General features: G+C 63.9%; 22 protein-coding genes. All 22 read right to left on the bottom strand.

Translation table 11 applies throughout. The features are described from left to right. Positions 1-51: 51 nt before the first annotated feature. Positions 52-819: a hypothetical protein gene (locus V7787_RS02865; protein ID WP_336085453.1), complete on the bottom strand. Its 768-nt coding sequence runs from the start codon at positions 817-819 to the stop codon at positions 52-54. Continuing rightward, a complete protein-coding gene (locus V7787_RS02860; RefSeq protein ID WP_336085451.1) occupies positions 816-1,856 on the bottom strand; it encodes a glycerophosphodiester phosphodiesterase in 1,041 nt (346 codons plus the stop codon). The genes V7787_RS02865 and V7787_RS02860 overlap by 4 nt, the downstream gene beginning before the upstream one ends. Before the next feature lie 55 nt (positions 1,857-1,911). Then, positions 1,912-2,820 carry a phage tail protein gene (locus tag V7787_RS02855; RefSeq protein ID WP_336085449.1) on the bottom strand — a complete coding sequence of 303 codons (909 nt, stop codon included), beginning with the start codon at positions 2,818-2,820 and terminating at the stop codon, positions 1,912-1,914. Between the two features lies 1 nt (position 2,821). Next, the gene (locus tag V7787_RS02850) at positions 2,822-3,469 is read right to left on the bottom strand and encodes a putative phage tail protein (RefSeq protein ID WP_336085447.1); all 648 of its coding nucleotides are present in this window, start codon (positions 3,467-3,469) and stop codon (positions 2,822-2,824) included. A gap of 5 nt (positions 3,470-3,474) precedes the next feature. Next, positions 3,475-3,885, bottom strand: a complete 411-nt coding sequence (locus V7787_RS02845; protein ID WP_336085445.1) for a hypothetical protein — start codon at positions 3,883-3,885, stop codon at positions 3,475-3,477. Between the two features lie 2 nt (positions 3,886-3,887). Further along, entirely contained in the window at positions 3,888-6,785 is a 2,898-nt protein-coding gene (locus V7787_RS02840) for a hypothetical protein (RefSeq protein WP_336085443.1), read from the bottom strand. A 2-nt stretch (positions 6,786-6,787) separates the two neighbouring features. Continuing rightward, positions 6,788-7,897 carry a baseplate J/gp47 family protein gene (locus V7787_RS02835; protein WP_336085441.1) on the bottom strand — a complete coding sequence of 370 codons (1,110 nt, stop codon included), beginning with the start codon at positions 7,895-7,897 and terminating at the stop codon, positions 6,788-6,790. Then, positions 7,887-8,273 (bottom strand): phage GP46 family protein, encoded by a 387-nt coding sequence (locus V7787_RS02830; protein ID WP_336085439.1) that lies wholly within the window; start codon positions 8,271-8,273, stop codon positions 7,887-7,889. The genes V7787_RS02835 and V7787_RS02830 overlap by 11 nt, the downstream gene beginning before the upstream one ends. Further along, positions 8,270-8,782: a phage baseplate assembly protein V gene (locus V7787_RS02825; protein WP_336085437.1), complete on the bottom strand. Its 513-nt coding sequence runs from the start codon at positions 8,780-8,782 to the stop codon at positions 8,270-8,272. Before V7787_RS02825 ends, V7787_RS02830 begins: the two co-directional genes overlap by 4 nt. Beyond that, positions 8,779-9,888 (bottom strand): phage baseplate assembly protein, encoded by a 1,110-nt coding sequence (locus V7787_RS02820; protein ID WP_336085435.1) that lies wholly within the window; start codon positions 9,886-9,888, stop codon positions 8,779-8,781. The genes V7787_RS02825 and V7787_RS02820 overlap by 4 nt, the downstream gene beginning before the upstream one ends. Before the next feature lie 3 nt (positions 9,889-9,891). Next, positions 9,892-11,151 carry a DNA circularization protein gene (locus tag V7787_RS02815; RefSeq protein ID WP_336085433.1) on the bottom strand — a complete coding sequence of 420 codons (1,260 nt, stop codon included), beginning with the start codon at positions 11,149-11,151 and terminating at the stop codon, positions 9,892-9,894. Continuing rightward, entirely contained in the window at positions 11,144-13,069 is a 1,926-nt protein-coding gene (locus V7787_RS02810) for a phage tail tape measure protein (protein ID WP_336085431.1), read from the bottom strand. Before V7787_RS02810 ends, V7787_RS02815 begins: the two co-directional genes overlap by 8 nt. 75 nt (positions 13,070-13,144) lie before the next feature. Then, positions 13,145-13,495, bottom strand: a complete 351-nt coding sequence (locus V7787_RS02805; protein ID WP_336085429.1) for a phage tail assembly protein — start codon at positions 13,493-13,495, stop codon at positions 13,145-13,147. Beyond that, a complete protein-coding gene (locus V7787_RS02800; RefSeq protein ID WP_336085427.1) occupies positions 13,492-13,839 on the bottom strand; it encodes a phage tail tube protein in 348 nt (115 codons plus the stop codon). The genes V7787_RS02805 and V7787_RS02800 overlap by 4 nt, the downstream gene beginning before the upstream one ends. A 56-nt stretch (positions 13,840-13,895) precedes the next feature. Then, positions 13,896-15,380: a phage tail sheath subtilisin-like domain-containing protein gene (locus tag V7787_RS02795; RefSeq protein WP_336085424.1), complete on the bottom strand. Its 1,485-nt coding sequence runs from the start codon at positions 15,378-15,380 to the stop codon at positions 13,896-13,898. After that, positions 15,380-15,571, bottom strand: coding sequence for a DUF2635 domain-containing protein (locus V7787_RS02790; RefSeq protein WP_336085422.1), 192 nt, complete (start codon positions 15,569-15,571; stop codon positions 15,380-15,382). Before V7787_RS02790 ends, V7787_RS02795 begins: the two co-directional genes overlap by 1 nt. Positions 15,572-15,575: 4 nt before the next feature. After that, complete coding sequence (locus V7787_RS02785; RefSeq protein ID WP_186680411.1) at positions 15,576-16,169, bottom strand: phage tail terminator protein; 594 nt, start codon at positions 16,167-16,169, stop codon at positions 15,576-15,578. A 30-nt stretch (positions 16,170-16,199) separates the two neighbouring features. Continuing rightward, on the bottom strand, positions 16,200-16,703 hold the full coding sequence (locus tag V7787_RS02780; protein WP_336085420.1) for a hypothetical protein: 504 nt from the start codon (positions 16,701-16,703) through the stop codon (positions 16,200-16,202). Then, positions 16,696-17,070 carry a head-tail adaptor protein gene (locus V7787_RS02775; protein WP_336085419.1) on the bottom strand — a complete coding sequence of 125 codons (375 nt, stop codon included), beginning with the start codon at positions 17,068-17,070 and terminating at the stop codon, positions 16,696-16,698. The genes V7787_RS02780 and V7787_RS02775 overlap by 8 nt, the downstream gene beginning before the upstream one ends. Positions 17,071-17,072: 2 nt before the next feature. After that, positions 17,073-17,624, bottom strand: a complete 552-nt coding sequence (locus V7787_RS02770; RefSeq protein WP_336085418.1) for a hypothetical protein — start codon at positions 17,622-17,624, stop codon at positions 17,073-17,075. 2 nt (positions 17,625-17,626) lie between these two features. Then, positions 17,627-17,875 (bottom strand): hypothetical protein, encoded by a 249-nt coding sequence (locus V7787_RS02765; protein WP_336085417.1) that lies wholly within the window; start codon positions 17,873-17,875, stop codon positions 17,627-17,629. Positions 17,876-17,927: 52 nt separating this feature from the next. Continuing rightward, positions 17,928-19,241, bottom strand: a complete 1,314-nt coding sequence (locus V7787_RS02760; protein ID WP_336085416.1) for a phage major capsid protein — start codon at positions 19,239-19,241, stop codon at positions 17,928-17,930. Between the last annotated feature and the right edge of the window lie 10 nt (positions 19,242-19,251).

The raw sequence follows: 19,251 nt of genomic DNA, 5'->3' as shown, positions 1-19,251 counted from the left end.
AAAAAAATGCCCGCACTGGGCGGGCTGGGTGGTGAGGGGTGTGCTGTACGCTTAGATTTCAGCTCTGAACGTGAGGTAGAGGTTTCCGAGGCCGCTAACGTCCTGCAGCTGGCCGGTGCCGCCGTCCACGAAGGTCACCTTGGCGGTGCCATCGTCGCGGTTGTAGCGCCCGCAAAGCGCGTGCAAGCGGCGCCCGGTAAGCGTGGCGTTATCGTCCGTCAGTTGCGCGATCATCAGCGGGTGCAAGCGCATGCCGGCGCCGTCGTTGCCGCGCATGGTCACGGTCAGTTGGGCCGTAGCGGCGTCATAGCTCAGCGCCTTGATGCCGTCGGCCTGATAGTTGGTATTCAGCGAAGGCACCCCCGAGTCCAGTAGGATCAGGCCACGGGCCAGGATGCGAGGCGCGCCCAGGTCGGTGTCTCCGATGCTGATACGCGGGGTGTGGAACTCAAACGTGCCCTCACCCATAGCGGCGAAGTTACCGATGGCGAACGTGACCCGCAGGTTTTCCGGCGAACTCAGCGGCGTGGTGAAGCTCACCACGTATTCGCGATACTCCGGCGAGGTGATTTCGACGCTGCCGCCACCGCGCCCCAGCGGCAGGTAGTCGATGGCCACCGCGCCGCCTACGCCGCTGATCGCCCGGGCAAAGATCTTCATTTCGACCTTCACGCCAGGCCCCACCAACACGCTCTTTTCGTACTTGGTCGACACGCTCGCCGGCGAGTAGATCCGCCCGACACCGTTCGTAATCGAGTAGCTGCCACCTTCACCGACCATCGACGGGATGTAGGTATTGAGATCGCTGGGGATATTCATCGGCTGACCTTGAGCGAGACATTGGAAATGATGCGGCGAATGCCGAGTTTGCGGATGGCGGGCAGCTGGCTCTGCCGGTCGACGGTGTAAACGCCCCAGTCCACGCCCTTGGAAAAGGCGTAAGCGACAGCCTCGGGGATGGCCAGCGTGGCGTCGTAGTCCCAGATCAACACCAGCTTGCCTAGGTCGACCATCTGGTCGATGTAGCCTTTGACCTCTTCGACGTTGGTGGACACGCCGAGCAGGCCCAGCTCCATGTTGGGGTTGAGCGCGCGGGCCTGCCGCAAAATGTTCATGTTGAACGAAGACATGCAGCAGGCACTGTCCATCTGCGCGGCGACGATCATGGCCACCATGCCCACCAGGTCGGCGGTGTTACGGTAACGCTTGAACTCCGGGTAGATGAACGCGCCGGCCGTGCGGGCAATCTCCAGGTACTCGGAGAACCGCGACAGCCGAACGGGAGCAAAGCGGGTGCCCTGCCCGTCCTTCATTTCCAGGCTGTCGAGGTAGGCCGACGTCAGCGTGGTAAAGGTGCCGGTACCCGTGGTCAGGTTGTCCACGGTGGTGTCATGGAACATGTAGTACTCACCATCGGCGCTGACGGCCACGTCGCACTCCAGCGCATCGGCGCCGCTGCTCAGCGCCGACGAGAAGGCCAATGCGGTGTTTTGCGGGGCTTGCGACATGAAGCCCCGGTGCGCCACCAGCTCAATCGGCCGACTGTTCTTCTGCTGCATGGACTGCACGTTAAGGGTCTGCAGCAGCTTGATATCACCCTGGACGCCCAAGCCCGATTCGCTACCGACCTCACCGGCGCCGGTGGGTGCCTTCAAGTCGCCGCGCAGGGCGGCAGTGCCTTCGGCCGACAGCCGCGCCTGCTTGGCCAGGCTCGGTACCGGACCGCTCTCGGTCGCCACGTCGGTCTGGTCATTGCCATGCACGTAGGTGTGCTGCTTGAGCGACGCCGCATTGGAGCGGGACGCCGCCTCGGCCATCTGGCCGGCATAGGCTTCCAGCGCTGAAACATCGGTCATAGTTTTCTCCAGGCAATAGAAAACCCGCCTCAGCGGGTTGTCTGCCGAACCGGCTCTAGGCGGTTCGCTTCCACATGTACACGGTCAGGTAAGGCGGCAGGTTGTTGTGCGCCTGGCCGCCGCCGGCATCGCCGGTATTGGGGATATCGGTTGGCTTGGTCGCCCGCGTGCCGTCGTCACCCGAGGCATACACCGGACCGGTGGTGCCGGCCGGCACGTCCGAGCCCTGCGGCATGGCATGGGCATGGACTGGCATTTCGGCCGTGCTCAGTACATGACTGTACTCGCCACCCAAAGCACCGACCGAGAAGGACCGCGCATCGCCACGGGCATCGGTGCCGGTGCCGGCGCCAATCAGCATGCGGCCGGGCGCCAAGGCCAACCAGGTGCCGAAGCCGAACAGCTTGGCGGGACTGGTGGCCACGCTCGCGTTCATGTAGACCGAGCCCACCGGATACACCACGTCCAGCATCGTTGGCTTGTTGCCGGTGTGGTAAGGCTCGTTGCCACCGTCAAAGGTCATGCGGCCATTGCCGGTAAAACGGGCCACCTCGCGCCGGTCGACCAGTAGCACCACGTCCGAGCCGTTCTCTGCCGTACCGCCCGTGGCAAACAGGCCAGTATCCCCGTCATCGTCAAAGGCATAGCCAACCTCGCTGGCATTGCTGGACGGCAGCCCCTTGGCCGTGCGCACCCCCTTGGTGGCCTTGAGCAGCCCCGTCAGGGCGCCACCCGACAGCGGCAGGTAGTCGGCCACCATCTTCTGGATCGCCAGCTTGAGCTGGTCGGTCTTGGTCTTGTCCAGGGCGATGCCGGCGCCGATCACCACACCGGCGATTTCCTCCTGCACCATGTTCAGCCACTCCGCCTTGAGCGGCGTGGGCGGCACCCCGGCGGCCAAGCTGCCGTAACGGAACGCGCCGGACGCCGTCGTCAGCTCGGTCCAGCTTGAAATCCTTTGCATGCTAAGCCCCCTCAAACCCGGCCACAGCGGCCGGCAACGCGTAATGGATGGCGTTAAATAGCTCATCGACCTTGGCGGTAATGGCCTTGACCTCGGCGTGCCCGTAGCCGATCACCACGTCGGTGTACTCGGGCGCCTCCAGCTGCAACCGGCAATCCAGAGACGCCGCCTCAGCGGTGCCATAGGCGGCCAGCGGCGCCGACGCGATCCACGACCACGGCCAGCCATCGCCGTAGAGGAAATCGCCCGTAACCGCGACTCCGACCCGCGCCGGGCGGAACTCTTCGATTTCGATGGTCAGGCCGAGCCGGGTGGCCAAGCGCCGGTAATAGCTCAGCTGCGGCGCACCACTGGCGGTCAGTTTGTCGATCACCGCTTGCCGGCGTTCCTCCAGGGTCTGCGACCCCGGCACCGTGCAGGCATCGGGAAGGCCCAAGTAGTCTTCCCAGTCCGGCAGCAGCAGCGTGGCCGTGGCCGGGTTGAACTCCAGCAGCAGGGTTTCGGCATCGCCGTCCACCCGGGCCAGCTCGGGAGCCAGCGCGGCCAGCAGCTGCGCCCAGTCCGGTTGCTGCTCGAGGTCGAACGCCGGGCCGGGTGGCAGCAGTTGCTGGAGGGTCTGCAGGTAATCCGCTTCGCGCGCGACCGTCATGGCGGTCACACCGTGCCGTCTGGCACTTCCGCTGGCTCAGTCGCCGGCGGCGGCGTCTCGGCCGGCGCCTGTTCCAGCTCGGCCACACGGGCTTGCAGCGCCTGGTTGGCTTCCAACGCCTGCTGCAGCTCGGCGCCGGTGGCCTGTTTCTGCTGCTCCAGTTCGATCACGCGGGCCTGCAGCACCTGATTGACCGCCAAGGTATCCAAAGCGGCCGATTCGACGTATTGGCCGAGCAGTGCAAACGCCTCGGCGTTGCCGGCCACCAAAGGCGTTGGCAGCCCCTCCTTGGCGCCAAAGACCTCACCGTCGCGACGAAAGCGGGTAATGGTCATGTAATGGGCACCGTAGCTACCGTCTTCTTGGACGCGCACGACGATTTCGTACAGGGAAGTTTGTTCGCTGAATTCAGGCATAGTTAGCTCACTACTGTGTCGGTGTTGAGAATTTTCCAAGCCGTCGTGTGCGACTTGCAGGTCTTGGTGCCGCCCGGGGCATCGGTCACTTCGATCAGATAGCCGGGGTACAGCGCGGGGTCAGGCATCGTTGCGATGGTGTACTGACCGATGCGCAAAGCCCCGCTCAGGCGCACAGGCCCCGAAACGGTCAGCTTGTCCGAGCCGCTTTGTGTGGTGGTGCCGATCCGCAGGTCACCGTTCATGTAGTTCGGGGCATTGCCGGCGGCGTACACGTTCCAGCGCTCGTAGCCGGACTGCAGGGTTTGGTTCAGGCGCAGCGAGCAGGCCATGGTGATGGCGGTGCTGGTCACCGAGTCGATGCGAAACCCGTCATGCTCCGTTACGGTCACGTTGGCCCCCAGCCCCGGCGTGATCGACGTGTAGTTGGCCGTCAGCGCGATGACCGTAGGGGACGCCTGCGCGGGCAGGTTCACCGCCCCACCAAAGGCGCTGCTGAACGCCGCCAGGCCGTAGGTGCCCGCCGAGAACACACCGTATTGGCTACCCGCAGCAGGCAGCGCCGTGGGCGTACCCCGCACGTTGAGCAGGAATCGGTCCACGGGGGCGGCGCCGATCCCCACGCTGCCACCCAGCGTCAGGTTGTCCAGCGGCACCTGCGCTACCGGCACCTTGCCGGTGGCATCCAGCGCCGCAACGCCGTTGGCCGCACCACGCTGGGTGCTGGCCAGCTTGCCATCCAAAGCCGCCTGCAGGCCGGTTACCGTGCCAATCGCTTGCGACCCGGTGTGCGTTGCGCGGTCGCGCAACTGCGCATCAGGCGCGTTGATCAGCTCCCAGGCCGCGCCGGTGGACCGGTAGGAGCGAATGCCGGTATACCCGTCATCTGCGTCGAGGATGTAGTTCGGGGTCAGGCTGGGGTCCGGCAGCGTGGCCACCGTGTACTGGCCCAAGCGCATCGGGCCGAACAGCGTCAGCTTGGTGATGAAGGCTTCTCGCCAACGCTTGAGCAAGGAACCGAGGTCAAAACCGTTGTCCTCACCGGGGTTAAACCCGTTGGTGAAAATCTCGGCCACCTTCAAGCCCACCTTGGACGTGGTATTGAGTGCGGCGTAGAACCAGGTGCGGGTCGACGCGGTGAACGCTGTGCTGCCACCGCCGATGATCACCAGGTTGGCGTCCTGAGTGCTGGTCTGCTGCAGCACCAGAATGTCGGCCTGACTGCTGTCGCGGTGCGGCGTCAGGATGCGCCCGAACACATCGCCATTCGCCACAAAGCCATTGCGCAGATACGCGCTGCGGGTGCCCAGCAGCTCGGTGGAGTTGACTTTAAGGTTCACCCAGTACGGCGCGAATTCTTTGGCCGACGTCCACACCACCACCAGAAAGCCATCGTTGTTCTGGTTGAACACCTCGACCCGGCTTGAAACTGGAAACTCAATAACCCCCATCGGCGCGATGGTGACCGCCGTCGAATACCAGGTAAACCGTGGCACCTGCAAGTCGGCCATGTAACGCAGGATTTGCTGCAGGGTGGCGAACACCACCCCGGTGAACGGGTCGTACATCCGCCCGTCAGGGCCACGCGGGAAGATGCCCGTCAGGGCTCGGTCCATGCTGAACGGCGTGTAAGGCTCGCTGATATCGGCATAGCTGGCACCCTGCGGGTCGTACTCGGTGACCAGCAAAATGCCGCCGGTGTCGGCGCCGGGGCTGCTCGGGCGAGCCGTCAGCAAGAGGTGGCTAATGGTGCCGTCCGGCCGCAGGCTCAGGCCTTCCGACTCCATGCGCACACAGTAATGGCCCTCGGCGGCCAGCCGGTCTACCAGCTGATCAGCGCGTACCGTGCCGTACTCCAACAGTGAGCCGTCCAGCCCACAGTTGGCCACCCCCACGGCAGCCACCGGCATCGACACCGGCCCGTCCGTCTCGGGAATGTAGGAGCCACCCAGCCCGAATACCACCCGGCCGCCCTGCAGCACCACGCCCTGAGATTTCGGCACGTAGTTGTAATGGTCGTTGGTCGGCAGCTGCCAGCCGACAATGTTTTTGGCAACGTAGAATTCACTGCAACGGACAAAGTTCTTGTCGTACACCAGCCAGCGTGTGCGGGAGGCCTCCGTGCCCATGTCCACTTGCAACTGCTCGATGATCCAGCGGCCACGGTCATAGGCATACTGCAGGCCAACCCCGGTCAGGCCGGTGCTGACCCCCGCCACCGTGGCGCCATTGGTGGGCAGCACGCTGATATCGTAGGCATGCAGGCCGTCCGTACCGGCCTTGTTGTACAGCTTGCGCACCCCGTTTTCGGCAATGATCACCAGGCTCTCGCCGCCTGGCGCGATCAGGAACCAACCGCCGTATGTGCCAGAGGCCTCATACCAGACAATGACCGCCCGGGTGCCGTTGGCGTACTTGATGTAAACCCGACCCTCTTCGTCGTAACAGTGGCCTTGTGGATAGATATTGCCCTGACTGGGGCTGCCGACCGACTGGAAGGCCGACACGTAGTCGGGGAACAGCAGTGGCAACTCCAAGAACACTGACTTGCGAAACACCGCGTCACGGGTTCGGCCGAGCACGTCCACCGCCTGCTGGGCCGTGGCCATGTCTTCTACGCTGGCCTTGGCGTCCAGAGCTTGCCGCTGCGGGGTGCTGACTGGCTTTTCCGCGTCCGAGGTGTTGTCGATCTTACTGAGGCCCAGCGAGCCCTTGATTTCGTTCTCCGACTGCGCGCCGAGCATCGACCGGATGGGCGCGCTCCAGGCCGAGATAATCGCTTGGCGCATGCCCCGCAGGGTCTGCTTCTTGGTGCCGGCGCCCTGTACCGTCGGGATCAGGTCGTCGTCCGAACCTTCATTGGCAGGGTCCAATTTGGAGATCGGCGTGTAGTTTTCCATGGTTACTCCGTGAGCAGAGCGAAGCCGTTTTCGGTCGCCAATTGGGTGCCGTCTTCAAGCAGCAGGGTGTTTAGCCAGCTCATCGTCCCCAACACACCGACTTCATTGGCCGCCAACAGCACATCGCTGGCCGGCTGGCTCATTACGTAGTCTTCTTCGGCGGGGGTGTTGCTGATGGCCGCGCGGATGTGGGAAATCCGCAGCACCTGCCCAGGTCCGCCCTCTTCCAGAATCAGGTCAGCCAGTGCAGCGCTGACCGCTTCGCGCAGGGCGGTGCTGTCAGGCACCAGACGCATGTTGAAGTTGATCGGGCGACGGGCCGGTGCCAGTGCGTACACCTCGGCCGTGACGGGGCGCTTCTTCTCCAGATGCGCCTGCATTTCGTCCACCTGAGCTTGCGTGGGGATGAAGTCGGGATCACCGTCACGCACGAACGCCAGGCCGAAGGTGCCCGGCCCCATCCAGCGGGGCAGCGCCCACGCGCGGGTGACGCCCGGCACCTCCAGCGCCCATTCCACAAAGTCGTCACCGTTGCCGACCTTGCTGGGGTTCTTGAAGGCCGCCTGGACCCGTGCCCGCAGCGGCTCGGTTTCCTCCTGATCGGTGCCGCCGACGATCCCGCCGTTACTGATAACGGCCGTCGCGTTGACGCCCAGCACCGGCCTGACGGCCGTGAGGCTGCCGGCCTCGATGTTGCCCGAGGCCCCAACGGCCTCTGCCGCCAGCTTGAGGGTGGCGGTACCGCCGACGATCACGGCGGTTTCGGTCACCACATACCGGCGCCCATCGCTGGACTGGTACACCACGCCAACGTCGACCAGGGCGCCATTGGAGCCGGTCACCACCGCACTGCCCTTGGCGGCCGTGGCATCGTTGGGGCCGCCTTCCAGTCGCCACTGCGCCCAGCGCCGCAGCATTTCGTCACCACAGGTGGCCGGGCTGGACTGCAGGGCAATCCATTTCAGGTAGCCATACAGCTCAAAGGCGGTACCACTGAGCGCCCGTGCCGCCACCTTGGCGTCTGACCGGCGCAGGGCATCCGGGGCATTACGCTCAAAATCGGCTTCGGTGCGGGCGATCAGGGCAGGCAACGTGGGGATTTCATACGCCATTGATCAAGCTCCAAATGTCCTCAAACACCAGTTTCAAGGTTTCGCCGTTGGCCTCGGTCAGCACCACCTGCAGGTTGACCCGCTCGATGCCTTGCCGCTCGACCGTGACCGTAACGGCGGTCACGATTTCATCGTCTGTCAGCCAGCGCAGCGCCTCTTCGGCGTAGTCGCGGGCGTCCTTGAGGGTGTCCGGGGTGATGGTGCGGCGCCGCAACAACCACAGCCGGGAACCGATCTGATCGCCTGTCACCGTCGGCGCACAGTCGGCCCACCAGCCCTGCCGGTCGGCGTCGTCCACCGGGTCGTCAGCTGCAGCCCGCCGCCAGGTGAACAGGCTGATGGTCACCGCGCGGCGCAGCAGGTCTTCACGCGTCATGGCGCACCCCCTACCGGCTTGTTGGTGCTGCCCTCGCCGCTCAGCACGCCGTCGTGGACGTGCTCGATCTGGCTGATACCGCCGGCCACCTGATCGCCGGCCGACTCGATGCGCCCGGTGGTACGGATTAACGGCGTGTCAAAGTCGACCAATTCGCCGGCCTTGACCTTGAGCGTCAGGGTGTCGACCTCGATCACCCGGCCGCGCCTGAACACCAGGCTGTCGCCCTCGTCGGTGTACAACGCCACCTCGCCGGGCTGCAGGCCCTGCAGGCGAAAGCGCCGGTCGGCCACCATGATCACCACGCCATGGCTGCGGTCACCGAAGAAGCCGGCCAGCGCCTCGGCGCCGGGCAGGGGGCAAGCGGTGAAGCCGTAGGGCTCCAGATGCTCGATGTCGTCTTTCACCTCGCCGGCCGTGATGCGCAGCTGCAGGGCCTGCAGCTTGCGCGCCGAGTTGGCCAGCACGACCACGCCGCGAGCCAGCACGCTCGCTAAGGGGTTTCTCATGGCTTGTAGTCCGCTGGAATGAGGTATTCGAAGTTGTCGGTTTTCTTGCCCTTCTTGAGCTTGCGGCTCTCGTAGGCATCGTTCGGCTCAGGCAGGAAGCCATCCGGCGGGGCCACGGTCATTTTCGTGAAGGTGCCCGGCTCGCCCAGCTCGTAACTGATTTCGCTGATCAGCATGTCGCGCTCCAGGCCAATCAGCGGGTCGATCACCCGCACGATCATGTTGTGCCGCCACAGCTCGCCGCTGCTCTGCCGCCAACCCTGCACGGTGTAATTGAGCGTCAAGGCCTTGCTCAGGGCATTGGCCCGCTCCCACTGCACCCGGTCGCGGGCCATCTTCTCGGTCAGCTGGCCCGACTGGCTGATCACCTTCACCCGCCGGCGGGTCACCCGGTCATCGCCTAACCGCGCCTCGACCTCAGAGACCGCCGCCCCGAACGTGTCGTCAGTACCGCTGCGCTGCCCCCGGCTGATGTACTCGGAAAACACGTTGGAAAAGTCCAGGGCGGTGTCACCAGTGAGGATGTTCTTACCCAGCTCCAGCGCGTCTACGGCTCGCCCGGCCGCCCCGGGATTGGCAATCACCAGCCGACCCCGGCCATCGTCCGTACTGAACAGCCGGGAAAGCGTCAGCAGGCGGTCGATGCTCTCGAACGCGGTTTCGCCGGGCTCGATGGTGTGGTCATCCAGGCCAAGCGTGGCCGTGGCCTCGTTGACCACCTTGATGCCGTATTCGCCGGCCAGGGCTTCCACGATTTTCTGCACGCTCTGACCGCGCCACTGGCCCGGCGAGTTGATTGCCGCGCAGTCCACCAGGTCGGCGGTTTTCGAGCGCCCGACAATGCTTAGGGTGATGGTCCGGGCGTCATAGCTGATCGGCGTGCTGAACACGTAGCCGGTCAGCAACAGGTCCTGGCCAATGCGCACTTCGACTTCTTCACCCTGGCGTATCCGCACCGGCGTATCGACGCCACCCGGCCATTCCCAGGTGATCGACACGGTGAAGTCACGCGCTTGGCGCTCCAGCCCGGCACTGATGCTGACGTCTTTCCAGCCGGCGTAGTCGTGCCCGCCAACGCTCAGGGTGACGGTATTATCTGGCTCCATGGCTTAACTCTTGGCGACTTGCAGTTCTACGGCGGGCACAAAGCCCGGGTGACGAATCGCATTGCGCGAAACGATTTCGGTGCCACGTAAGGCATCGCCGTACAAACGGTGGGCCAGTACCAGCGATGACACCGTGAGCCGTGGCTGATACGGCCGCAGCCATACCCCGCTGCGCGCCACTTGGGTCAGGTGGCGATCCAAGGCCAAACGGGCGTCGCTGAACGCGCCGAAGTGCTCCGGGGTACTTTCCCCGGCTACCACCCACATCGCCTCACTGATGGCGTCTCTGGCCGCGATAATGTCATCCGCGACCGGCACCCCCGTGTCAGTCATGCCACCGGCCTCGACCGTTGCCCCTTGCTGCTCCAGCTGTACGCTCAAGGCGGCCGGTTGCGCGACGCTCTGCACGCTGGCCACCGGCACTTCGGCCATGTCCAACAACAGGTCGACCACGGCCGCGTCCTGCACCAGGCCAATGACTGCGGACTGGATCAGGGCAATGTCAGGGTCACTCGTCGCCGGACGTTCGGTGGACAACGCCACGATGGCCTCAGCCTTGCTCTTGGACGCATGCAGCGAGCCACTGGCCCCGTAACCACTGAACCAGCGTTCAACGCTCGCCACGTCGCTCAGCAGGCTGGCCGACAAGGCGTCAGGGGCATTGATCACCGACTGCACGAACGCCCCCACATCGCCCACCAGTGTCGTCAGCGGCTTGAGGAAGTTGATCGCGAAGGCATAGGCACTGGAAATAGCCCGGCGCACCTTGTTGACCTGCTGCCGCGCCCAGTTGACCTTGGCCATCACCGCGTCAAAGCGGGCCTTGATCTTTTCCAGCAAGCCCGGCACATGGGCCACCAGCTGCCGGCGGGTATTCACCGTCTGCACCGGGAAGGTCAGCATGCCGTCGATGAACGTCAGGTTGAACCGCACCATGCCCAGCTCATTGCGGGAATGGGAGATTTCACACTTGCCGGCCGTGACGGTCAGCCGACCGAACCAGGGGTGTACCAGCTCGCCCGGCCCCGGCTTGTCCAGCGCGTCCAGCAGGCGGTCACGCTGGCCAATGAAGTCGCTGCCGGCCACAAAGCCTTCAAACTTGTACTCCCGCGTCTGCCGCCCCATGTCCTCGACCATGGGTTGATCACGCTTCGGGTACTCATGCAGCTGGGTGCGCCGGCCGACCGGCACACTGTCGCTGTCGACCCAGAAGGGCACGCCGCGAAACGACGCCTCGCGGCGCAAGTCACGCCATTCACTCATTGGTGCCTCCCATGGTACGGCGGCCGACGTTCTGCGGCGTTACGGTAACGCCCGGCTGGCTGCTCTTGACCCCTACCAGCCGGGTGCCCGGCGGTGCGCCTTCAAACAACACACGCAACTCGCCGTTCAGCTGGGTCTTGCCAGCCGCAGCCGAAGACTGCCGCAGCAACGATCCGGGCTCAGGCATAGCGCCGGGCGCCTGCAGCAGTGCCCCGGGCGTGACGCCGAACTGCTGGGCGCGAAGCTCCCGGGCGGCCCTTACCTTTACGCCGGCATTGGCCACCAGAAACTCACCCGTGCCGCCACCTTCACCCGCATTGCGGCGCTTCTGCGCTTCGGCCATTTGCGTCACCTTGGCAGTGATGCCCGGCCCGCCGTCCTCAATACCCATGAACTTCAACAACGGCTCAACGTAGGGCCTGATGTCCTCCCACAGCCCCTTGAACCAGGCGCTGATGGGTGACCAGTTCTTGATGATTTGACCCAATGGCGTCCATTCAAAAAAGGTCTTCATCATGTCCATGACCGGCACCGCAGCCGCCTTGATCAGCTCCCACAGCGCCGAGAAGAATGGCCCGACCTTCTCCCAGTTGGCGACGATCAGCCCAGCCGCCGCCGCGATGCCCACGGCGATGAGGCCGATTGGCGTTGCCGCAAAGGCCACGCCCAGCAAGCGGGTGGCCACCGTGGCGGCGAATACGGCCGCGCGCAGCGCGGTGAACGCCGCACCGGCGATGACGATGCCGCGCACCAGGTTAGGGTTGTCGCGCACCAGTTCTGCCACCTGCAAGATCCAGGGGCGCAGCTGGTCAACCACAGCGTTAATGCCCGGCAGCAAGGCGCTACCCACTTCCCGAGCCACGCTCATCACGTTGTTACGCAGCCGCTGCAGGTTGAACGCCGTGGTTGCGGCCCGCGACGCATACTCCTTCTCCATGGAACCGGCGTATTTCTGCGCGTCACTGACCTTTTCCAAGTTATCGCGCAGCAACTCCAGGTTGGTCAGCAGCGGGGTGATGGCCCCAATGGACTCGGTGCCGAACATCTCGGCCAGCAGCGCCGGCCGCTTGGCCGCGTCAATCTGGCCAATGCGCTTGAGCAGGTCCAGGGTGGTGCCCTGCGCATCCTTCTGCATGTTCTCGGCCACCGTCTTGGAGTCCAGCCGCAGCGACTTGAATGCCTGCGCCTGGCCCTTGGTGGCCGCCGTGCCCTTGGTCATGGCCAACATGAAGTTCTTGATGCCGGTAGCCGCCACGTCCTGCTTGACGCCAACACCGGCCATGGTCGCGCCGATGGCGGCGATCTGCGCCGACGACATGCCGGCCACCTCACCCAGCGCGCCCACCTCGGTGACGATGGCGGAGATTTGCTTGGTGTTGGCCGGGCCGGTGTTGCCGAGGTAGTTGATGCGGTCAGCCAGGCCGATCACCTCAGCCTGATTCATGCGAAACGCAGTGCGCCACTTGGCCATCATGTCGCCGGATTCATCGGCGGTCTGATCGAAGGCAATGCCCATCTTGACCGCCGCGTCGGCAAAGCCCAGCAGCTCGTCCCGGGCGATGCCCGACTGCCCACCGGCCGCGACAATCTTGGCAATGTCCGTCGCAGCCATGGGCAAACGATCAGACATCCGGCCAATGTCGTCGCCCATCTTCTTGAACTGGTCAGGCGTATCGAAGTCGACCACCTTGCGCACATCGGCCATCTGCGACTCAAAGTCGATGGCCGCGCGCGCGCCGGCAATGAACGGGGCCGCCATGGCCCCGCCAGTGGCAATATCACTCCAGCCGATCTTGCCGAGGCCTGTGCTTTCCAGATTCTTGCGGAACGCGGCAATGTTCTTTCGCACCCCAGCCAAGGTCGGTGACAGCTTGTCGACACCGGTGATCAGCGCCTTGAGCTGAAACTTGTCAGCCATCTTCCCCCCTCAGCGTTTCCGCTATGCGCTGACTGTGCATGACGGACTCCAAGATCAAGTCCAACGGTCGTGCCATTACGTGTTCGGGGTCGGACTTCCAGAACCAGGCGAGGTCGTAGATGACGGTAATGACGCTTTCGATTTCGCTGATGCCGGCGTCAAGAAAAAACCGGCCACCGCCCAAGCAGCGTTGTTCAGGTCGTACGGGGCCAGCAGGTTTACCGACGACGGTGGAATTTGACCGCATACAGCGATGTATTTGGCCGCCACGTCCATGTCCAAGGTGATCGATTCGTCCTTGTCCATCTTGTAGGGCAGCCCCTTGATCTGGCGAATTTCAACGCCAGTGGGCCGGCGCAGTTCCAACTGAATCACTTCCTCGCCATGTGCCTGAATCGGTTCAGACAGCGGAATTATTTCCTTCATTGCCACACCCCCTTGGTGCCTTCCCAACGGAAATCAATGGTGCCGTCATCGCCCTTGGCGGCCGGTTCTTCCACGATGTACGCGCCGGACAGCACGTAGACCCAGCCATTACCAAGCTCGGCGGTGACGGTGGCGTCGGTCGCTGCCATCAGTTGCGCGATTGGCAGATCCGGGTCAGCGACCACAGTGGCCACCACATAGCCCGGCAGGTCTTCTTCCTTGAAGTAGCCCGGTGCGACGGTTTCACGCTTTCTGTCACTCAGCGGGACTTCAACCCCGCCCGTCACGGTGACCTGGGTGCCGTCTACCTTGATGTAAACGGTGCCCGCGACTTTCTTGCCCATGGGCGTCTCCTACAAAAAAGCCCGCAACGATGCGGGCTTTGGTGGATCGGTTTGACTTACACCTGATACTGCAGGCGGAACTGGTACTGCAGGGCGAACACCCGCAGCTGGTTCACCAGGTCCGGCGGGTACAGCACGTTGACGCGGGTCGGGTCGGTGGTCGAACGCTCAACTACCAGGTACTTGGCGAAGGCGTCGGCGTTTTCCACGATGCCCATCTGCTCAAGGATGAAGTACCCGGCGATCATTTCGGCACGGATCACCGCCGGGGTGACGATGGCCTGACCGGCGCCAAAGCGTGTGCCGTCGTTGGCCAGCTTGTGCCGCCCGTACTTGCTGGTAATCCGGCCCTTGAGGAAACGGATGATGTAGGCCGACTGGTGCAGCGTCTCGCTGTCCAGATACGAGTTGTCGGTCTGCCCGTACTCGTTCTTCTGGTAGGTGGTCACGGCGCGCTCTATGCGCTGGGTGCCACTTTGCGCGAAGGCCGTGGCAATGCCATGGCTCAGCAGCGATTGGCGCTCGGTCAGCATGAAGCGCTCACCGGCCGGCGCCGGGGTAATGCCATTCAGCTCACCGGTTTGCGTCGGTCGCGCCGGGTCGGCCGAGATAAACACCGCCTGCCGTGCCGTGTAGGCCGCCACCTGCCGCCATACCGGGTCCGGGCACGACTTCTCGAAGCCGTACACGGTGACATGGGCATCGTTGCGGGTGTCGCCCAAGGCCACCAGTTCGCCCAGCGTGCCGCGCAGACCGGTGTAGACGTGGCCATACAGCTGCCGCGACCAGCTCCAACGGCCGCTGCTGTCGTTCATCAGCGACTTCCAGGCATCCAGCGAGGTGGCATCGGCCCACGGCCCGCACAGGAACTCAAACGGCTCATCACCCAGCACCGCAATCGCGCCGGCCAGGTCAGGCGTACCCACGCCGCCGGCCATCGCCGTTACGGTCACGGTCAGGCCGGCCGGGGTAACTTCGCCGTTGGCGCGTCCTTGGCGATTGAGCTGCAGCTGAATGTCGTTGCCACTCAGGCCCGCCCAACGGCAGGTCAGGGTGACTTCGCCCGTCGCTGCCACGGCCGACACCGACAGGCCGGCCGCGTTGACCGCTGCCGCAATGGCCGTGGCGGTCGCCGCTGCCGTGGCGCCGTTGCTGATGGTGGCCCGCACGCGCTGCCCGGCGACGTACAGGTTGATCTGGCCCCCGGCAGTGGCAGTGCCCGTGACGGTCACCTTGCCGGCGGCCTTGGTGCCGGTGGCCTTCACGGGCAGACACCACACCTCGCCGGCCGGGTCGATGGCCCGCCAGGTGTCGTACATCTCGGCCAGCATTGAGCCGACGCCGCCGATGCTCTTGGCCAGGCTCAGGCTGGGAACCAGCGTCAGCTTGCCGATTTCCGTGGCCACGGCGTCATCGTTGACCTGGCCGACGATCAGCCGCGGCATTGCGCTGGTGGCCGTGTTGGCCTGGCTGTTGTCGACCTCGGCATAGAACAGCGGCACCTTGAGGTCGCTGGGAATGCTGTTGAAACTGACGGACATTATTCAGCGCTCCCGGTGGCGGCCTTGGCCTTCGCCTTGGCGGGTTTCTCGTCGGTCACGTCGCCATCGTTCAGGCGGCGCTGCCAGTAGATATCGAGTTCCACGGTGCGCCCTTCGGCCGGCACCGTATCGCCCATGGCCGGATCGGGCGTGACGCGCCCGTCTACCGGATACACGGTGATTTGAGTCATGGGGTTACCCTTGTGGTAGTTCGGTGGAAAAGCGCACGTCGACCCGACCATCTGGCCCAGGCGAGGTGTGGTTGGGGTCTTTCGGGTCCAGGCTGTCCAGGCTGAAGTCGATGCCCTTCAGCGGCGGGAGGCCATCAAGCTCGAACTCGTGCCAGGTTTCAGCGGGCTCACTGCCGCGGTTGCGACCCAGCTGGAAGCCAGCCGAGAAACTGAAGCGGTAGACCACCCGTGCACGGTTGATCAGCACCAATCCGCCGCCGTCGTAGACGATGGGGTCGTACTCGTCACCAGGTCGCCAGCCGACCAAGGCCCGCCACAGCTCTTTGCGAAAGTCGTGCAGCAAGTCGGCGGCCTGCTGGCCGCGCTCGTCCTTGGTGTCCATGGCGAACACCACCTCAAAGCGATCCTCGATATCCTGAGTAACCGCGTTCTGCGCCTTGTTCTCGCCGGCTTTGTCATCAGCGGCTATCACATAGGCCGAGGGGTTCTTCAGCAGCGTGGACGAGCTAACGGCGTCGAGGTCGATGCCGCCCGAAATCCTGTCAGCCAGGCTCGGGCAGTACTCGCGCAAGTGCGCGATCACGGGGGAGATTTTCATACTGGCTTACCGGCCCGGAGGGCCTGCTGGTCAGCGCAACGCGGCGGCGAAGGCTGCTTTGAGGATCGACTGGACCTGGTCTTTTTCGTCCTGCAGGGCGTCTTCCATGTAGTTCGCCCGTGGCGCGATGCGCCATCCGCTTGCGGCCCGCTCTGCGAGAGCTGCGGCACGTTCGCCCTTACCGCGACGCTTGCCGGATGTGAGCCCACGAACGCGAGACCCTTGCTTCACGCCGTAATGCAGGTAGGTCGGGTAGTAGTCCTTCATGGACGAGGTCTTTCGCGGCGCAATCTTCACCAGAAAACCAGCCCGGGAGACCTTGAACGTGATCGACTCGACGGTCCTGCCGGTTCGGCTGACCGGGTAGTTGTCTTGTCCACGGGCCAAGGCCAGGTTCAGCTGGGCACGGCGGCTGACCAGTCGGCCAGCCTTGCGCATCCCTTTCCTGATCTGTTTCTTGTCAAAGATCTCACGCCCGAACTGGTCGAAGCCCTCGATGTGCAAGTAGCCGTCGACGGAAGCCGAGTTAGCCATAGAGCCCTCCTCCTGCCTGCTGCTGACCGAGTTCTTCAACTTCGATCAGGGTGAAGCGCTTCCCTGCCCCCCAGGGGGCGCAGCGCTTGACGCGGTAGATCACGCCGCCCGCCACCACCTCATGCGAGGTCGTGACGCCGCCCAGCAGTCGAACCCACATCCGATGTGTGATGGTGTCGTCCGTTTGGACACTGTCGGTGTAGACCGCTGTGCCGACGGCGCGGATCTTGGCCCAGCGGTGGCGAGGCTGAGTGAATACCGCATCCAGATCTGCGTCCTCAACAGGCAGATCTTCGCGCAGCCGAATAGTGATGCGCCGGTCCAGCTCGCCGGATTCCGGCTCGCGTGTGCCTATCGAGCTAGCCATGTTCAGAATCTCGGCGGAACAGTGATATCCGCCAGTAAGTGGTCGACAAAGCCGGAAGGAACTTCGGCCAGCGTTTGGCCAACAATCAACAGCCCGCGTTGGGCGAATGCCGTTTCGGCAGCCATCAGCAGCCAGCTCACAACTCCAGGGTGCGCCTGGAGGTCAACGCCTGCACGGTAGCGAATGCGCAGGCGCCCTTCTGGTCGGCCACCGGGAAACTCCAGGTAGCTTTCCTTGCTACCCTGAATGAGCTCAACCACGCCGGTGAACTCCACCGGTGAGCTGGCAGCGCCGAGCAGCATGACGGATTCGATAGCGACCGCCTGACCGACATCCAGAGGACGACCTGAGGGATAGTGCGCCGGCCAATCTTCTTCGTAGAGCGCCTCTCGTATTGCCGCGCCCGTCCTCGACTCCCCCTGTGCTGTAACGCCTGGGATGATGATCTGATTGATCAGCTCGGGCTGCAGATCTTCTGGCTCAGCGCGGCACTGAAAGGCCACCTGCTCCAATGTCAGCACGGGCGCCCCCGTGTAAGCGATGCGGCGTGCCATGATCAAGGCTTGCCGTCAGAGTCCGCTGAGTCATCAGACTTACCCGCAGCGCCGGTAGCGTCGCCACCATTATCTTTGCCTGGCGCGGCAGCGGAGCCATTGTTGGGTTTGCCTTTCTTCGCCTGCTTGCCCGCTTCGCTGGCATAGCCAGCCTCAATGAGCCCTTCGGCTACATTCGATTCGAAGCCAGCCGTTTCGCCAGCGGCATAGCCGCGCCAGTTTTTGTCAAAAGTAACAATTACTTTGGTCATGAGGTGCTCCTGGAATTTGGAAAGGAGTGCCCGGCGGACCGGGCGTACTGCGTTACAGGGTGCTACCCCATTTGACACCGGTCATCACTGCTACCGATTCAACGTGGCGCGGCCCGAAGTCGTGCTTGGCGATTACGCGGACGAGGGTCTGATCGCGTTGGAATGCACTGATCACGTTGCCGCTGCCGTCTTTGTAGGTGGCTTCCTTGCTGAAATCGATGACCATGGCATCGTCTTCACCGATGAAGCAGTCGGCAAAGTCCGCGAAGTGGATCTCCGAAGCATCGCCCTCGGCCCCCAGGTTGATGGGGATCTGAGTAGTCGAGCCGACCGGGAAGCCCTTCAGCATGTTCTGATCCAGCTCCGGGTAAGCCTTGTTCCCGTTGCCATCACGCAGCGCAGCCAGCCAGCGCTTGGTACGGGGCGCCATGACAAACCCCGGTGAGGTCATGTTGGAGTTGGCGTTCTCCAAGCGCAGAATCAGGGCGGACAGCGCCAACTCAACTGCTTCCAGGGTTACAGCTGCCGGCGCTGCGAACACGTTGAAGGCCGGCGCCCAAAAACGCAGGCCCTTGGGCAGGTTGCCGGTACCAGCACCGCGCAGGAAGGACAGGTCTTCTGCCAGGGCTACCGAGGCGGTGAGATCATTCACTACCAGGCGATCCACGTTCGGGTTGGAACCCGAGTACCCCAGCAGGTCATTGCTGATCGGAACCAGAGCCGCCAGCTTCTTCGACGACAATTTGAGGTCATCGAACTGCATATCGGTGGCAGGCATATCCTCCTCAGTACCGATGTACCCCACCACCGCACCGCCCTTGATGCGCGGAACAGTGAGGTTGCCATTTTCTAGTGGCAGCGAAACCGCCCCGAGCTTGCGAACCACCGACTTTGGCCGGAGCAGCTCGATGACTTCGCTGGAGAAACTCTGCGGCACCAGCACCCCGCCGGCGCCTGGCGTCACGGTGCTAAGCGCCATGGCGATTTCAGGGTTGTAGCCCGAGTCGGCGGCCAACTTCGCGGCTGCCTGTTGATCGCCGCGGGAAGCGGCCAGCACGCGGACCATCTGCGCCATGTTGGCACCCGGCACCGGCTTCGCTGCAAATGGACCGCTGATACTGCCGGGCGGGCCGTTCAGGCCTTGAGCGCCTTCGTTCACGGGAACCGCACTCGCGGTCGCCATACGCTCGGCCGCCTCGGCGCGCGCAAGCTTCTCCGTCAGCTGATTGAACTGGGTGCTGAGCTGCTCGAACTGGGAGAGCTGTTCTGCGCTGAGTGCGGTACCGGCGGCCTCCAGCTGGGCCAGGGCCTGGATCTGACCATTAATGGTGGCGCGTTCGCTACGCAGTTGAGTTACGAGGGACATACTGCCTCCT

The sequence above is a fragment of the Pseudomonas sp. CGJS7 genome, from assembly GCF_036961695.1.
The sequence above is the reverse complement of the archived record's forward strand: the minus strand, read 5'-3'. Positions and strand labels throughout refer to the sequence as shown.

What these genes read in the sequence shown, in the direction of transcription:
- V7787_RS02865 (WP_336085453.1), bottom strand. Translation starts at nt 819, where the DNA reads ATGAATATCCCCAGCGATCTCAATACCTACATCCCGTCGATGGTCGGT.
- V7787_RS02860 (WP_336085451.1), bottom strand. Translation starts at nt 1,856, where the DNA reads ATGACCGATGTTTCAGCGCTGGAAGCCTATGCCGGCCAGATGGCCGAG.
- V7787_RS02855 (WP_336085449.1), bottom strand. Translation starts at nt 2,820, where the DNA reads ATGCAAAGGATTTCAAGCTGGACCGAGCTGACGACGGCGTCCGGCGCG.
- V7787_RS02850 (WP_336085447.1), bottom strand. Translation starts at nt 3,469, where the DNA reads ATGACGGTCGCGCGCGAAGCGGATTACCTGCAGACCCTCCAGCAACTG.
- V7787_RS02845 (WP_336085445.1), bottom strand. Translation starts at nt 3,885, where the DNA reads ATGCCTGAATTCAGCGAACAAACTTCCCTGTACGAAATCGTCGTGCGC.
- V7787_RS02840 (WP_336085443.1), bottom strand. Translation starts at nt 6,785, where the DNA reads ATGGAAAACTACACGCCGATCTCCAAATTGGACCCTGCCAATGAAGGT.
- V7787_RS02835 (WP_336085441.1), bottom strand. Translation starts at nt 7,897, where the DNA reads ATGGCGTATGAAATCCCCACGTTGCCTGCCCTGATCGCCCGCACCGAA.
- V7787_RS02830 (WP_336085439.1), bottom strand. Translation starts at nt 8,273, where the DNA reads ATGACGCGTGAAGACCTGCTGCGCCGCGCGGTGACCATCAGCCTGTTC.
- V7787_RS02825 (WP_336085437.1), bottom strand. Translation starts at nt 8,782, where the DNA reads ATGAGAAACCCCTTAGCGAGCGTGCTGGCTCGCGGCGTGGTCGTGCTG.
- V7787_RS02820 (WP_336085435.1), bottom strand. Translation starts at nt 9,888, where the DNA reads ATGGAGCCAGATAATACCGTCACCCTGAGCGTTGGCGGGCACGACTAC.
- V7787_RS02815 (WP_336085433.1), bottom strand. Translation starts at nt 11,151, where the DNA reads ATGAGTGAATGGCGTGACTTGCGCCGCGAGGCGTCGTTTCGCGGCGTG.
- V7787_RS02810 (WP_336085431.1), bottom strand. Translation starts at nt 13,069, where the DNA reads ATGGCTGACAAGTTTCAGCTCAAGGCGCTGATCACCGGTGTCGACAAG.
- V7787_RS02805 (WP_336085429.1), bottom strand. Translation starts at nt 13,495, where the DNA reads ATGAAGGAAATAATTCCGCTGTCTGAACCGATTCAGGCACATGGCGAG.
- V7787_RS02800 (WP_336085427.1), bottom strand. Translation starts at nt 13,839, where the DNA reads ATGGGCAAGAAAGTCGCGGGCACCGTTTACATCAAGGTAGACGGCACC.
- V7787_RS02795 (WP_336085424.1), bottom strand. Translation starts at nt 15,380, where the DNA reads ATGTCCGTCAGTTTCAACAGCATTCCCAGCGACCTCAAGGTGCCGCTG.
- V7787_RS02790 (WP_336085422.1), bottom strand. Translation starts at nt 15,571, where the DNA reads ATGACTCAAATCACCGTGTATCCGGTAGACGGGCGCGTCACGCCCGAT.
- V7787_RS02785 (WP_186680411.1), bottom strand. Translation starts at nt 16,169, where the DNA reads ATGAAAATCTCCCCCGTGATCGCGCACTTGCGCGAGTACTGCCCGAGC.
- V7787_RS02780 (WP_336085420.1), bottom strand. Translation starts at nt 16,703, where the DNA reads ATGGCTAACTCGGCTTCCGTCGACGGCTACTTGCACATCGAGGGCTTC.
- V7787_RS02775 (WP_336085419.1), bottom strand. Translation starts at nt 17,070, where the DNA reads ATGGCTAGCTCGATAGGCACACGCGAGCCGGAATCCGGCGAGCTGGAC.
- V7787_RS02770 (WP_336085418.1), bottom strand. Translation starts at nt 17,624, where the DNA reads ATGGCACGCCGCATCGCTTACACGGGGGCGCCCGTGCTGACATTGGAG.
- V7787_RS02765 (WP_336085417.1), bottom strand. Translation starts at nt 17,875, where the DNA reads ATGACCAAAGTAATTGTTACTTTTGACAAAAACTGGCGCGGCTATGCC.
- V7787_RS02760 (WP_336085416.1), bottom strand. Translation starts at nt 19,241, where the DNA reads ATGTCCCTCGTAACTCAACTGCGTAGCGAACGCGCCACCATTAATGGT.